The following is a 13,765-nucleotide window of genomic DNA, read 5'->3' as shown; positions in this document are numbered from 1 at the left end:
CCTATGCTTGGTGATATTGCGTAATAAAGCGTTTATCATTCATATAAAATTGACGAATATCATTTACTCCGTATTTCAACATAGCAATTCGGTCCGTTCCCATTCCGAATGCAAAACCCGTATATACATTTGGTTCATATCCTGCCATTTCTAATACATGTGGATGAACCATACCCCCACCTAATATTTCAATCCAGCCTGTTTTCTTACAAACAGAACACCCTTTTCCAGAACATACTTTACATGATATATCCATTTCAACAGATGGTTCAGTAAACGGGAAGAAACTTGGACGGAGACGGATTTCACGATCTTCTCCAAACATTTTTTTTGCAAATATGTTAAGCATTCCTTTTAAATCGCTCATACGGACATCTTTATCAACATATAATCCTTCGATTTGATTAAATTGGTGTGAGTGTGTTGCATCATCACTATCCCGACGATAAACAACTCCGGGACAAATCATTTTTACAGGTTTTTCCCCTTTATAACTTCGCATTGTACGTGCTTGTACTGGTGAAGTGTGGGTGCGTAATAGCAGTTCATTTGTTATGTAAAAAGAATCTTGCATATCTCTAGCCGGATGATTTTTAGGTAAATTTAATGCTTCGAAGTTATAATAATCTGTTTCCACTTGTGGTCCTTCTTTTACTTCAAAGCCCATTCCAATAAATAGGTCTTCAATTTCGTGGACAATGTTTGTAAGGAGATGACTTCCACCAACCTGGATAGGTCTTCCTGGTAATGTAACATCAATTGCTTCTTCCTGTAATTGTTTGTCCATTGCCTTTTGCTCAATTATGGCCTGCTTTTCTTGAATGGATTGCGCAATTGTTTCTTGAACTTTATTTGCTAATTTCCCTATCACAGGTCGTTCTTCTTTGGTAAGTTTCCCCATCCCCCGTAAAACAGATGTAATGGACCCTTTTTTACCTAAGTAGGTCACTTTTAGCTTTTGTAATTTTTTTATTTCATCGACAGACTGAATCTTTTCTATGGCTTCATTACGAATTGCCTCTAGTTTTTCTTTCATGGTTTAAACCTCCTATTAAATTTTTTCATCAAAAAAACCCCCATCCCTAAAAAAGGGACGAAGGTTTCATTTCGCGGTACCACCCTTGTTGGCAATATATATTGCCCAACTTCATTTGATAACGGATTAAATCCGGAACACCTTTACTTACATGAAGTCATGTTAGGTCCAAGTGTCAGCTCCAGAGTGAAATATAAATATATTATAGTAGAAATGCTTCCAGTCTAAGGCATTTCCTCCCTATCCTATAAATTCGTTATTTATAAGCTCCTTCTTTGCTTTCATATTCTACTTCATTTAAAACATATTATAATGATATTATTGTTTTTTTGCAACTTCTATGACTGTTTTTGTTTAATATAATACATCAAAATACTTGCAGCAATCCCTACATTTAAAGATTCAGCTTTCCCGTAGATAGGGATTTTCACACATGTGTCTGCCTGTTCCAGTAATACTTGACGAATTCCTGCCCCTTCATTTCCTAAGATGAGAGCTACTTTTTTAGGTACGTCTAGTTCATCATAATATGTCGCCTTTTCCAGTGTAGAAGCCCAGATTGTAAACCCAACTTCCTTTAGTTCTTCTATCATATCTTCTAATTTTGCTGATATAACAGGAATATGAAACAAAGAACCTTGTGTTGCACGGATTACCTTATCATTAAATACATCAACAGTTTCCTCACCTAGAATGACTGCACCAAATCCAGCAGCATCTGCTGTTCGAATGATTGTTCCTAAATTACCCGGATCCTGTATAGCATCTAATAATAAGACATGATTATTTTTTTGAAGTGGTGTTTCTTTCATTTCTATAACTGCCAAAATACCTTGTGATGTCTCTGTTCGGGAAATATGTTTCAATACAGACTCACCAACTAAAAAAACAGAGAAATGTTGACACCAAGTAGGGATATCTTTATTTTCGACGAGAATGATTTCTCTTATTTCCCAGCCACTTTTTTTTGCCTCTTCTACCAAATGATATCCCTCTACAAGAAATGTATTTGTCTTTAATCTTTCTTTTCGTTTATATAATTTTCGCCACTGCTTGACTTTGTTATTTTGAATCGATGTGATGATATCCATTTTATAGTCTCCCTGTTACCTTTTATTCTTTTTATCATACATATTTTACGTTAGGGTGGTCAAACTATTTATAGTATATTCTAGCAAAGGAGTGATTTCTTGAATTTAAATTTACGAAAGGCAATTATTGCCAACATTGCAAATAATGATCAAACACAATTAGAGGCAACAATTGTAGATGCGATTGAAAATGGTGAAGAGAAAATGTTACCTGGCCTTGGTGTACTTTTTGAATTAATATGGAGAAAGTCAGAAGAACAGGAAAGAAATGAAATGATTCAAGCACTAGAGCAAGGAGTGAAAGAGGCAAGTATTTAACTCGCTATTCATAGCGGGTTTTTTTTCATTTTATATGCTAGACTATCCCATATATAGTATAATATGAATTGGTATAAAGAAGGAGTGAACTCATGCATATTGATACAAGATCTGTCCAGCATTTTATTCAAGCACATGGAACACCACTGATCACATCAACGAATAAGCTACAATCAAATCTTTCACCAATGATAGATATGACATTTAGACAGCTCTTACAGGATAAAATAGAGCGAGCCAACCAATTAACACAAAATGCAAATACATATCATACAATTATTAAAAGGCCATCAAACACAATGCCTGTTGTGCCTACTGAAAATAAAACAATAGGCATAAATAACGATTATGATTCCATTGTCAATCAAATGGCAGAAAAGTATGGAGTCAACCCAAAAATGATCCACGCTATTATCAAACATGAATCAAATTATAATCCGCAAGCAAAAAGCCATGCAGGTGCTACTGGACTCATGCAGTTAATGCCAGGTACAGCGCGTTTTCTTGGGGTCACAAACCTATATGATCCAGTTCAGAATATTGAAGGTGGAACAAAGTATTTCAGTCAAATGATGAATAAATATAATGGACATTTAGAATTAGCTTTAGCAGCATATAACGCTGGCCCAGGTAATGTCGATAAATATCAAGGGATACCACCTTTTCAAGAAACAAAAAGCTATGTTAAAAAAGTAATGAGTACATATTATGGATAAACAAATAGGGAGGCTATAAAGAGGCCTCCCTAATTTTTATCCAAATGTAATTTCCTTCACTTTATCTCTATCCAATTTCTTAATAACTTCCACAATTAACTTTACCGCATTTTCAAAATCATCACGATGCAAAATAGCTGCGTGTGAATGGATATAACGAGTTGCGATCGTTATGGATAATGTTGGAACACCATTTGCTGTTAAATGAATGGAGCCTCCATCTGTTCCACCGCCTGCAATAGAAGCATATTGATATGGAATTTCTTTCTCTTCTGCCGTCTCAATGACTAAATCACGTAATCCTTTATGTGAAATCATAGAAGCGTCATAAAGAATAATTTGCGGACCATCGCCTAATTTACTATCTGCATCTTGTTGACTGATTCCAGGAGTATCACCTGCAATACCTACGTCCACCGCAAAACCAATATCCGGTTTAATGGAGTGTGTGGATGTTTTCGCACCACGTAGACCTACCTCTTCTTGGACCGTTCCAACACCATAAACGATATTCGGATGATCACTTTCCTTTAATTGCTTTAATGCTTCAATTGCAATCGCACAGCCAATTCGATTATCCCATGCTTTTGCCATTAACATTTTTTCATTTTTAAATTGTGTAAACTCAAAATAAGGAACAATGGAATCCCCTGGTTTCACACCAAATTCCAATGCTTCTTCTTTACTGGATGCACCAATATCGATAAACATATCTTTTATTGCAACCGGTTTTTTTCTTGCTTCAGGTGACAGTACATGCGGTGGTTTTGAACCGATTACACCAGTTATGTCTCCTTTATCTGTAACAATCGTAACACGTTGGGCGAGCATAACTTGGCTCCACCAACCACCAATTGTTTGGAAAAAGATAAAGCCTTTATCATCAATCCGTGTAACCATAAACCCAACTTCATCTAAATGTCCTGCAACCATCACCTTTGGACCATTTTCATCCCCGGTTTTCTTAGCAATTAAACTACCAATATTATCTGTATACACTTCATCTGCATATGGTGTTATGTATTTTTTCATAACCTCTCTTGCTTCTTTTTCATCTCCAGAAATTGCTCTTGCATCTGTTAAATCTTTTAGCATTGTCAATGTTTCATCCATTTTCGCCATTTAAACCCTCCTAAAAATGATAGAAATAAAGATATATCTTTATTATAACCTTTTTTATCCATTTATGAAAAAGCAATCCATTTAAGCTAAGAAATACAATATACTTGAAATATCCTAATGGAGAATTTTTTAGATTTTCCACTCTATATATTTTTTAAACATTTTTATAACTTAATACCCTTGATTCTGCCTTTCATAATTAATTTCATTTTTCTTTCGATATGCTAATTGTATATCTTCTTCATCAAAACCCAATATTTGGCCAAGTTGTAAAAATGATGTGAATAATTCATTGTAGAGCTGTTGTGTTGGATCATTTTTATAGTGTAGACATTTCTCATACACTAGCATAAACTGTTCTGTTTCTGAGAGTGATGATTGTTCAATATCTTTTGATTCATAATAGTAGTTTTTTTCTAAACCCAATGATAAAATAAAATGTATCCCATCTACATATTCTTCAAGAATTACCTTTTTTTCACTTCTTGGCTTCTTGCTCCAAAATTTAAAACATCTTGTCTCATTTGCAAGTTCTCCTAATTCAACAAGTAAGGCTAAACACCTTTCTCGAAATGTATTTCTAGTTGTTAAATCATGATTTGTTTCTATGTATTTATCTAAGTTTTTTTGCATGGTAAATAATGATGTCCAATCCAATTCGCTTTACCCCTTTATTTTTTTTATTTCTTTTTACAAATTATGAAACCTCTTCATAACGTAAAACGTATTAATGACTAACAAGTACTGAGGAGACGGTAAAAATGGTCATTGTTTATTTATTCCGCATACTTATTCTTATTTCATTGGCTATTATTTTCTATACTATCATAAAATATTTTCGAAATCCTGAAAGATACTTACGAATTGCAAAAGAAGAAAGAGGATTTTTCTTTCTAGACGATCCTAAAAATAGCCAAAGAAATTTTCAAATTGTATATAAAGGTTGTTCTTTTGAGGGTGAAAAATATCTAGGTACGACAGAAGAATCTTTTGAGGTTGTAGATATAAACATTTCTGTTCGGAATCCTTTAGAATTACGTGGACTTTCACGCGATGATTTATATTTCCTTGAAAAGGAGATTTTAACTCGCTATCCACATGCTAATATTACATGGAAGCACCCCATTGATCAATTGCTTTTATCGAAAAAATAGCTCATCTCAATTCTGAGATGGGCTATTTTTATCCAACTGTTTGGAAAAATTCTTTCCATTTGATGATGTTTTCTTTCCGACGAAAATGAATAATGAATAATCCAAACATCATGAGACAAAGGAGCATATAGGTAACAGATAATGTGGAAACCCATTGACCAACCATCGTGTACACAAAGGCAATTGGAATATTAGAGAAAATAGAGAACTTGGCATATTCTTTAAAATTAGTTGACATTTCTAATAAACATAGAGATAAAAGATGAAAATGAATAAACGGTATAAGTCGTAGAAAAGCAATTTGGTAGGGTGTTAATTCTAAATCGTTCATTAGTCTTTTTCGAAGATGGATGAGTTTTTTGAATGTGTTTGGTGCAACGGGGACAATATAATAGAATAATAAGCTTGACAATGTAATTCCTATAAGTGAATAGATTGTACCTGCAAGTGTCCCGAAAAGTATTCCACCCGAAACACAAATAAAAATAACTGGAATAAATAGTAGAGGACGAAGTAAATGAAAGCCGATAAATAAAATTGGTGCGAACAACCCACCGTTCTCAACGAATGTTAGGATATAAGCCCCGAGTTGTTCCATTCCTCCCCTCCTTTACATTTATAAAAACACATGAACATCTGATGGTCCCATATAACTATATGCTTGCTTACATGAATTTATGTTTTTCTATTATAAGTAATAAAAAAAGACCAAATCAGCAGTTCATATACTGATTTGATCTTCTTACTTATTGTAATGCAGCTTTTGCTTTTTCAGCTAATTGAGCAAATGCTTTTTCATCATGGATAGCAAGGTCTGAAAGCATTTTACGATTAATTTCAATACCTGCTAATTTTAAACCATGCATTAATTTATTGTATGATAGTCCATTCATACGTGCCGCTGCGTTGATACGAGCAATCCATAATTTACGGAATTCACGTTTTCTTTGTTTACGGTCACGATATGCGTATTGACCTGATTTCATAACTTGTTGTTTTGCAGTTTTAAATAATGTTCTTTTTGAGCCATAATAACCCTTGGCTAGTTTAAGTACACGTTTACGACGTTTACGCGTAACTGTACCACCTTTTACTCTTGCCATGTTGTTCCCTCCTAAGACAATCTGTTAAAATTTCATTCTAAAATTTATGGAAGCATGTTTTTAATACGTCTGTAGTCACCAGCAGATACAAGTGCACTTTTACGTAATTTACGTTTTCTTTTTTGTGACTTATTGGCAAATAAGTGACTTGTATATCCATGTGAACGTTTTAATTTACCAGTTCCTGTTCTCTTGAAACGTTTTTGAGAACCTTTATGGGTTTTCATTTTAGCCATTAATTTTCCTCCTTGTATCATCCAACACATTCTTTTAAATCATGTGTATTGATTATTTTTTTTCAGCAGAAGGAGCAAGCATCATATACATATTACGTCCTTCCATTCTTGCTTTCGATTCAACGGTTGCAATGTCTTTTACTTCATCTGCTAGACGTTCCAATACTTCTCTTCCTAAATCTTTATGAGTGATTGCGCGTCCACGAAAACGAACAACTGCTTTTACTTTATCACCTTTACTTAGGAACTTACGTGCATTTCTTAGTTTCGTATTGAAATCATGTTCACCAATAGCAGGTGTGAAGCGGACTTCTTTCACGTTGATCACTTTTTGTTTTTTACGAGCTTCTTTTTCTTTCTTCTGTTGTTCATAACGATACTTTCCGAAGTCCATAATTCGACAAACTGGCGGTTTTGCATTTGGAGCAACTAAAACTAAATCTAAATTACGTGTTTTAGCTATTTCTAATGCTTCTTTTTTCGATTTTACCCCAAGTTGATCACCGTTTGAATCAATGAGTCGAACCTCCCTGGCACGAATTTTCTCATTGACGTTCATATCTTTGCTAATTGCAAGCCACCTCCATTGAGATTTTAAAAAACTGATCTGTTTGACAAGTAAAGGTCTAAAAATCTCATTTCATTTACTAGGGAATGAAGCTTTATCATTCTCCTCGCCTCTGCAATCAAAAATAAAAAAGTGTAGGCACATAGATACACCCACACTTCTCCAAACATTACATTCATTATAGAAATAGAGAATAACCAGCCAACAGCTTGTGCGCGTTGAACAGGTGAGAAGCGGGTGCTTCTACTTGTCTTAGATCATATTTATTTTTATTAACTAATAAAATATACCATATAAAAAATGATTAGTCAAGGTGATTATTAAACAAAGTAATACTTTCAATCAGTAGAACCACACAACAAGTTAACCTGAGTTAAAATAACAAAACAGATGTTTAGATGCAGGTATGAATGAAATATTTCATCAAAACGTAACTCAAATCATATTCTCACTGATATCCAATTGGACGCATACACTATGACACAATATGTTTTTATTTAGGAGGTACCATGTGTAATGGAATTAACAGCAGCACATTGGATGTATCTAATTGGAACATGTATCATCATTTTAACGATGCTATTTAAGCAAAATATTGTTGTCCCCTCCATTATTGTAACATTTGTCGTTGGTTGGATTTACTCTGGCTCTATAATAGATGGCTTACAAACCATATTCAACGCCAGTCTTATTGCAGCCGGTGAGTTATTCAACATTTTCTTAATTATTGCTATCATGACCGCTTTATTACACGCTTTAAAATCGATAGGTTCAGATAAAAAAATGATAACACCATTTCAAGGACTCATGAAAAATGGGCATGTTTCTTTTTGGGTAATTATTTTCGTAACATATATCATTTCTCTGTTTTTCTGGCCAACACCTGCTGTACCACTCGTTGGTGCTTTACTTATTCCTGTCGCTGTTCGTTCTGGACTTCCACCGATTGGGTCGGCAATCGCTATTTCACTTGCTGGTCAAGGTATGGCTTTATCCTCTGATTACATTATTCAAATTGCCCCTACTTTAACAGCAACAGCAGCTGGAGCAGATGTCGATATCCTCGCTACTCGAGCATTGGGACTATCTATTATTACTGGAGTTGTCGCCATTATAATTGCTTATCTATCACTAAGAAAGTCTATTTCATCACCTTCCGAGTCGCATCTTACTAAATGGGAAGAAACAGATCAACCACCTGAAAATTTAAATGACGATTCAGTGGTAGAAACCCCATCTAAAAACAAATATGGGACTCTCTTTGCTATACTCGTTCCTATTACATTTCTTATCATCATTATCTATATGTTTCTTGCTAAGTTTTCCGATATGTTTTCTTCTGTAGATGGCAGTACGGGTGCTGCTTTGATTGGTGGAGTTTCAGCTATTCTCCTTGTTGCAGTATCTATGTTTAGAAATTTCCGTTCTTCCTTCAATCATGTTAGCGACAATCTTATAAAAGGATTTTTATTTGCTTTTAAAGCTATGGGACCTGTGATACCTATCGCTGGTTTCTTCTTTATGGGAAGTAATGAATTATTTAGTAAAATCATTGGTACAAATCCAGAAGAAACACCTTCTTTTCTTTTCGATTTAGTTGTTTCAGGGCAACAATATATCCCTGAAAGCAGCTTTGTTGCTGGCATGGGAATCCTATTAATCGGAGCAATTACTGGATTAGATGGTTCTGGTTTTTCAGGTCTACCTTTAGTTGGATCTTTATCCGGGGCGTTAGGTGGGAATGTAGGGATAGATGTGGAGACATTAGCTGCAATCGGACAAATGGGATCCATTTGGGTTGGTGGTGGTACATTAATCGCCTGGTCATCCCTTGTCGCTGTTGCTGGATTTGCAAAAGTTCCTGTTATGAAACTTGTTCGAAAAACACTCCTTCCGGTCATTATTGGGTTAATCGTATCTACGTTAGTCGGTTTGTGGTTATTCTAAGACTTGCATATTAAATAAAAGTCCTGGTAATTAGGACAGAAATTCTAATTACCAGGACTTAACATATATTACAGCAAATTGTAATTCATCTCACGGATCAAATTATTTCCCCCGTAATACTTTTTGTTCTACTTCATCTTTTAATAATTGTTCAAATGCGTCATAACTCATTGTTTCAGAGTTTTTCTCTCCATATCGTCTTGCATTCACTGCATTATCTTCTATTTCTTTATCACCTACAACGAGTGTGAATGGAACTTTTTCAGTTTGTGCTTCACGAATTTTATAACCAATTTTCTCATCACGTACATCCACTTCCACACGTCTTCCTTGCATTCGTAAACGATCAGCTACATCATTTGCATAGTCGAGGTGAGCTTTTAAAGAAACAGGGATTACTTTAACTTGCACAGGTGAAAGCCACGCAGGAAAAGCTCCTTTATATTCTTCCAATAGGAAGGCTACAAAACGTTCCATTGTAGAAACAACCCCGCGGTGAATAACAACTGGGCGATGTTGCTTTCCATCTTCACCAATATAGGATAAATCGAATTTTTCAGCTACTTGATAGTCTAACTGAACAGTTGATAATGTTTCGTCTTTTCCAAGTGCTGTTTTTACTTGTACATCTAATTTAGGTCCATAAAAAGCTGCTTCCCCTTCAGCTTCAACGTATTCTAAATTCATTTCTTCCATTGTTTCTTTTAGTACAGCTTGTGCCTTTTCCCACATTTCATCATTATCGATATATTTCTCTTTATCCTCTGGGTCACGATATGACAAACGGAAGTAATAATCTTCAATTCCAAAGTCTTTATACACATGCTCGATTAATTCCACAACACGAATGAATTCTTCCTTCATCTGATCTGGACGAACAAAAATATGAGCATCATTTAAAGTCATCCCCCGTACACGTTGTAATCCAGCTAGCGCACCTGACATTTCATAACGATGCATGGTTCCTAACTCTGCAATACGAACTGGTAAATGGCGGTAACTATATAATTGGTTTTTATAAACCATCATATGGTGTGGACAGTTCATCGGACGTAATACTAAATCTTCATTATCCATTTCCATTCTAGGGAACATATCTTCATTATAGTGATCTAAGTGACCACTTGTTTTATATAATTCTACACTACCGAGAACAGGTGTGTATACATGGTCATATCCTAATTTTTCTTCTATATCTACAATATAGCGTTCAATGATACGTCTAATTGTTGCCCCTTTTGGTAGCCATAGAGGTAGTCCTTGTCCGACCTTTTGTGAAATGGTAAAGATGCCTAATTCTTTTCCTAATTTACGATGATCACGTTCTTTTCTTTCCTCCAAAATATGAAGATATTTTTCTAATTCTTTCTTCTTTTCAAAAACAGTTCCATAGATTCGCTGTAATTGTTTATTTTTACTGTCTCCACGCCAATATGCACCAGAAATACTTAACAATTTAAAAGCCTTAATTTTACCTGTGGAGGGAACATGAACTCCACGACATAAATCAAAAAAGTCATCTTGCTTATAAATGGTCACTTGTTCATCTTCAGGAATATCATGAATGAGTTCTATTTTCAATGGATCATTTATATCTGTAAACATTTGAATTGCTTCTTCTCGGGTAACTTCAATCCGTTCAATTTCAATGTTTTGATCAATAATTCGTTGCATTTCTTTTTCAATTTTTGGTAGGTCTTCTGGTGTTAACGAGACCTCCATATCCATATCATAATAAAATCCTTCTTCAATAACTGGGCCTACACCAAAGTTCACCTCTTTATATAGTCGCTTGATAGCTTGGGCCATTAAATGGGCTGTGGAGTGGCGCATGATATCAATACCTTCATCATCTTTATACGTGATTATTTCAATCGCACCACTAGCGGGAAGTTCTCGTTTTAAATCAAGTAATTTTCCATCTAGTTTGACTGCTAATGCTTGCTTTTTTAAACCAGAAGAAATACTTTTTGCAATATCCTCACCTGTTGTTCCTTTTGGAAAAACTTTTGTTGCACCATCTGGGAATTGAATATTAATTTCATCCATTTCTAACACTCCTTCATTTATGTTTATCCATTAAAAATAAAAAAACACTCATCTCTTTGTTTGACACAAAGGGACGAGTGTTGATATCGTGGTTCCACCCTAATTTACGTAATGAATAACATTTCATTAACGACTTCATTTTCCGTAACGTGGATCAGACGCTGCAATGTACTTATTTCCAATGCAGAGTTCAAAGGTGGTAATTGTTTGATAACCGTAGAAGCTTTCAGCCAGTGACTTCTATCTCTTTAACAGTTATTTGACAAACAATCATGTCCTTGTCGTAACCGATAATAATATGATTGAAATTTTATCTAATATTATACCAATAATTCATTAAGAATGCAACTATCTTTGTAAAGAAAATGGAAAATCAGATACCGGCAAGAACTTCACTTTTTCCTGAAAAACATTAATAATGGTTTGTGTTTTTGGTTCTGATGGATCATCACCATATATTTTTATTGTATTTGGTGCAATTGCAATTAACGGTGCTAAATTCATTTCATTTCCATCTAAACCAACGATATACAATGGTTCTTTATGCATTAATTGTTTTAATTTTTTTTCTGTTAAGTGACTCCCATCTGTTTTATAAAAGGTAAATGAATCTCCTTGTAGAACATGGATGAGATCATGACTAGCTTGTTTATTTGAAATATATTCCCGAAGCATATGTATAAATGCTTGATGGTCTTCTTCACGTTTAAAGTCATCAATAGCTAACCCAATCCACTGTATTAATTTATCTCTAAAAGCAGATAAGCGAAATTGTATAATCGAATCAAAGTGGATGGATGGAGTTTGACGAATATTTGTATAAAACAAGGTCTGTAACATATCTTTCGGGTATTCCTTATCTAAGATATTAAAATCATGATGTTCTTCTAATAACATTTCTTCAGTCAAATTTAAAATCCGATTTATTTCTTCCTGATCCGTATAATAATATTTATCTTTGATGAGCTTTCTTACGACTTCCGTAAGATGAAAATTCATAAATACCTCAACCATTGCTTTTGAAATACTAATGGCCAGTTGTTTACTAGAATTATTTAATTGTAATCGATTCCCCCAATCTTTACTTGTTTCCCAATGCACATTAATTTCATTTGTTATTTGAAATAAAGACTCACAAAAATAAGTTACTTCTTTAGTAGACTGAAAATAAACTTCAAACAAAGGACATCACCCTCACACTAATCCAAACTGTTACATTATATGGACATGCAAGAGAAAAAATGTATAAATCTAAAAACTAATGATACTCTTTTATAGAAAAGATGAACAAATATTTGTTTCTATCTTACAGAGGGATGTTTTCTGTTGCAATTGTATCTGGAGTGGAGTGAGATGAGGAATGTGTTATTCAACTGTGACAGTGAGCAACGAAGGGACCGATACGAAAAGCTAAAAGGCCGTTGCTAACACAACGGTCTTTATTTCTAATATTGCTTATTACATTGATTGAAGATTCATTATTCACGACGATTTCTTCCATAAACAGGTACTTCTTTACTAACTTGTTTAATTCGTTCAATAATTCGGCCTGCCTTGACTTGTTCTACTCCATTTTTCGTCGTTGCTAGCATCGTTTCTAGTTGTGATAAACTATAATTGGATGTGAAAAAGACAGGTAATTTCTCCATCATGCGAAATTGTAAAATTGATCCAAGAATCTCATCACGAAACCAAGGTGACTGCATTTCTGCTCCAATATCATCAAGCATCAATACATCTGCTTTTTTAAAATAATCTATCTTTTTATTTACAGAATCATCTTTTAAGGATGAACGCATTTCACGGACTAATTCCGGCATATAAATTAACATAGAAGAAATATTAAAATTCTTCAATGAATTTGCTAATGCACCAAGAAAATATGTTTTTCCTACACCAAACGGACCATGAAAAAAGATTCCCTTTTCTGGAATTCCATCTTTTGCTTGTCTAATGAACTGGTGTAATTCCATTACCGCTTGACCACGTTCTGAATCACTGTCAATTTCATCAATGGATGCTTCTAGTATATCCTTTGGCATGTATAAGCTTTTAATCAATTTTGTTTGCCTTCGCTCTTGTTCATCTTGAAGATGTAGTTGACATTTTTCATAGGAAATATGAATATCATTTCCTTCCACGCGTAGCACCGGCGTGTATCCTTTAAGCATATTACAGCATGTCGGTAAAGATTCACATGCTGCACATTGCTTGGATTGACTTTTGTATTCATATAGTTTCATCATATTTCTTGTAATATCTTTTTTCGTTAGTTCTGGATGCAATGATAAAAACTGTTTTATTCCCGGGTCATTTAATACTTCTCGACTTATCTTAATATAATATTCTTTGAAGTTTTTATTGGTGTGCATCCATTTTTTTAAAGCAAATTGTACTGGTTCCATAAACTCAGACCTCCTTTACA

General features: G+C 34.4%; 15 protein-coding genes and 2 other annotated features. Of the genes, 4 read left to right on the top strand and 11 right to left on the bottom strand.

The features are described from left to right. Position 1: 1 nt before the first annotated feature. On the bottom strand, positions 2-1,036 hold the full coding sequence (pheS, locus tag FHP05_RS12005) for a phenylalanine--tRNA ligase subunit alpha (RefSeq protein WP_147668561.1): 1,035 nt from the start codon (positions 1,034-1,036) through the stop codon (positions 2-4). A 50-nt stretch (positions 1,037-1,086) separates the two neighbouring features. Continuing rightward, positions 1,087-1,321, bottom strand: a binding site (T-box leader). 53 nt (positions 1,322-1,374) lie between these two features. Continuing rightward, on the bottom strand, positions 1,375-2,127 hold the full coding sequence (locus FHP05_RS12000; protein ID WP_330998092.1) for a TrmH family RNA methyltransferase: 753 nt from the start codon (positions 2,125-2,127) through the stop codon (positions 1,375-1,377). Positions 2,128-2,226: 99 nt separating this feature from the next. Here FHP05_RS12000 and sspI point away from each other — a divergent pair, with 99 nt between their 5' ends. Both sspI and FHP05_RS11990 read left to right on the top strand, forming a co-directional pair. Further along, positions 2,227-2,445, top strand: coding sequence for a small acid-soluble spore protein SspI (gene sspI / locus FHP05_RS11995; protein ID WP_147668559.1), 219 nt, complete (start codon positions 2,227-2,229; stop codon positions 2,443-2,445). A 92-nt stretch (positions 2,446-2,537) separates the two neighbouring features. Further along, positions 2,538-3,161 carry a lytic transglycosylase domain-containing protein gene (locus tag FHP05_RS11990; RefSeq protein ID WP_230973999.1) on the top strand — a complete coding sequence of 208 codons (624 nt, stop codon included), beginning with the start codon at positions 2,538-2,540 and terminating at the stop codon, positions 3,159-3,161. A gap of 36 nt (positions 3,162-3,197) precedes the next feature. Here the strand turns inward: FHP05_RS11990 and FHP05_RS11985 are convergent, their stop codons facing one another. Together FHP05_RS11985 and FHP05_RS11980 are read right to left on the bottom strand one after the other, a co-directional pair. Continuing rightward, positions 3,198-4,283, bottom strand: coding sequence for a M42 family metallopeptidase (locus FHP05_RS11985; RefSeq protein WP_147668557.1), 1,086 nt, complete (start codon positions 4,281-4,283; stop codon positions 3,198-3,200). A 171-nt stretch (positions 4,284-4,454) separates the two neighbouring features. Further along, positions 4,455-4,940, bottom strand: coding sequence for a dUTP diphosphatase (locus FHP05_RS11980; RefSeq protein WP_147668555.1), 486 nt, complete (start codon positions 4,938-4,940; stop codon positions 4,455-4,457). 104 nt (positions 4,941-5,044) lie between these two features. Between FHP05_RS11980 and FHP05_RS11975 the strand changes: the two genes are divergently transcribed. Further along, entirely contained in the window at positions 5,045-5,437 is a 393-nt protein-coding gene (locus tag FHP05_RS11975) for a sigma-w pathway protein ysdB (protein ID WP_147668553.1), read from the top strand. A 28-nt stretch (positions 5,438-5,465) separates the two neighbouring features. On the opposite strand, the gene FHP05_RS11970 is transcribed toward FHP05_RS11975, so the two are convergent. The 4 genes from FHP05_RS11970 to infC form a co-directional block, all read right to left on the bottom strand. Further along, positions 5,466-6,035, bottom strand: a complete 570-nt coding sequence (locus FHP05_RS11970; protein WP_147668551.1) for a TVP38/TMEM64 family protein — start codon at positions 6,033-6,035, stop codon at positions 5,466-5,468. Between the two features lie 148 nt (positions 6,036-6,183). Next, positions 6,184-6,540 (bottom strand): 50S ribosomal protein L20, encoded by a 357-nt coding sequence (gene rplT / locus FHP05_RS11965; RefSeq protein ID WP_147668549.1) that lies wholly within the window; start codon positions 6,538-6,540, stop codon positions 6,184-6,186. Between the two features lie 44 nt (positions 6,541-6,584). Then, on the bottom strand, positions 6,585-6,776 hold the full coding sequence (gene rpmI, locus FHP05_RS11960; RefSeq protein ID WP_147668547.1) for a 50S ribosomal protein L35: 192 nt from the start codon (positions 6,774-6,776) through the stop codon (positions 6,585-6,587). Positions 6,777-6,828: 52 nt separating this feature from the next. Continuing rightward, positions 6,829-7,335, bottom strand: a complete 507-nt coding sequence (gene infC / locus FHP05_RS11955) for a translation initiation factor IF-3 (protein WP_147668545.1) — start codon at positions 7,333-7,335, stop codon at positions 6,829-6,831. 129 nt (positions 7,336-7,464) lie between these two features. Next, positions 7,465-7,599: a sequence feature (ribosomal protein L20 leader region), on the bottom strand. 261 nt (positions 7,600-7,860) lie between these two features. Here infC and FHP05_RS11950 point away from each other — a divergent pair. Then, positions 7,861-9,291 (top strand): hypothetical protein, encoded by a 1,431-nt coding sequence (locus tag FHP05_RS11950; RefSeq protein WP_147668543.1) that lies wholly within the window; start codon positions 7,861-7,863, stop codon positions 9,289-9,291. Positions 9,292-9,393: 102 nt separating this feature from the next. Here FHP05_RS11950 and thrS read toward each other — a convergent pair whose 3' ends face one another. The 3 genes from thrS to dnaI all read right to left on the bottom strand — a co-directional run bounded on the left by thrS (position 9,394) and on the right by dnaI (position 13,745). Continuing rightward, on the bottom strand, positions 9,394-11,340 hold the full coding sequence (thrS, locus tag FHP05_RS11945; RefSeq protein WP_147668542.1) for a threonine--tRNA ligase: 1,947 nt from the start codon (positions 11,338-11,340) through the stop codon (positions 9,394-9,396). 348 nt (positions 11,341-11,688) lie between these two features. Next, positions 11,689-12,522, bottom strand: coding sequence for a sporulation protein YtxC (ytxC, locus tag FHP05_RS11940; protein WP_147668540.1), 834 nt, complete (start codon positions 12,520-12,522; stop codon positions 11,689-11,691). A gap of 296 nt (positions 12,523-12,818) precedes the next feature. Further along, positions 12,819-13,745, bottom strand: coding sequence for a primosomal protein DnaI (gene dnaI / locus FHP05_RS11935; protein WP_147668538.1), 927 nt, complete (start codon positions 13,743-13,745; stop codon positions 12,819-12,821). Positions 13,746-13,765: the final 20 nt, after the last annotated feature.

Origin of the sequence: Cerasibacillus terrae, assembly GCF_008039555.1 — a bacterium.
GTDB classification, from domain to species: domain Bacteria; phylum Bacillota; class Bacilli; order Bacillales; family Amphibacillaceae; genus Cerasibacillus; species Cerasibacillus terrae.
This window is presented reverse-complemented; position numbering and strand designations above follow the sequence as displayed.

Excerpts from the sequence above, each read along its gene's own strand:
- pheS (WP_147668561.1), bottom strand. The coding sequence starts at position 1,036 with ATGAAAGAAAAACTAGAGGCAATTCGTAATGAAGCCATAGAAAAGATT.
- FHP05_RS12000 (WP_330998092.1), bottom strand. The coding sequence starts at position 2,127 with ATGGATATCATCACATCGATTCAAAATAACAAAGTCAAGCAGTGGCGA.
- FHP05_RS11990 (WP_230973999.1), top strand. The coding sequence starts at position 2,538 with ATGCATATTGATACAAGATCTGTCCAGCATTTTATTCAAGCACATGGA.
- FHP05_RS11985 (WP_147668557.1), bottom strand. The coding sequence starts at position 4,283 with ATGGCGAAAATGGATGAAACATTGACAATGCTAAAAGATTTAACAGAT.
- FHP05_RS11975 (WP_147668553.1), top strand. The coding sequence starts at position 5,045 with ATGGTCATTGTTTATTTATTCCGCATACTTATTCTTATTTCATTGGCT.
- FHP05_RS11970 (WP_147668551.1), bottom strand. The coding sequence starts at position 6,035 with ATGGAACAACTCGGGGCTTATATCCTAACATTCGTTGAGAACGGTGGG.
- rplT (WP_147668549.1), bottom strand. The coding sequence starts at position 6,540 with ATGGCAAGAGTAAAAGGTGGTACAGTTACGCGTAAACGTCGTAAACGT.
- rpmI (WP_147668547.1), bottom strand. The coding sequence starts at position 6,776 with ATGGCTAAAATGAAAACCCATAAAGGTTCTCAAAAACGTTTCAAGAGA.
- infC (WP_147668545.1), bottom strand. The coding sequence starts at position 7,335 with ATGAACGTCAATGAGAAAATTCGTGCCAGGGAGGTTCGACTCATTGAT.
- FHP05_RS11950 (WP_147668543.1), top strand. The coding sequence starts at position 7,861 with ATGGAATTAACAGCAGCACATTGGATGTATCTAATTGGAACATGTATC.
- thrS (WP_147668542.1), bottom strand. The coding sequence starts at position 11,340 with ATGGATGAAATTAATATTCAATTCCCAGATGGTGCAACAAAAGTTTTT.
- dnaI (WP_147668538.1), bottom strand. The coding sequence starts at position 13,745 with ATGGAACCAGTACAATTTGCTTTAAAAAAATGGATGCACACCAATAAA.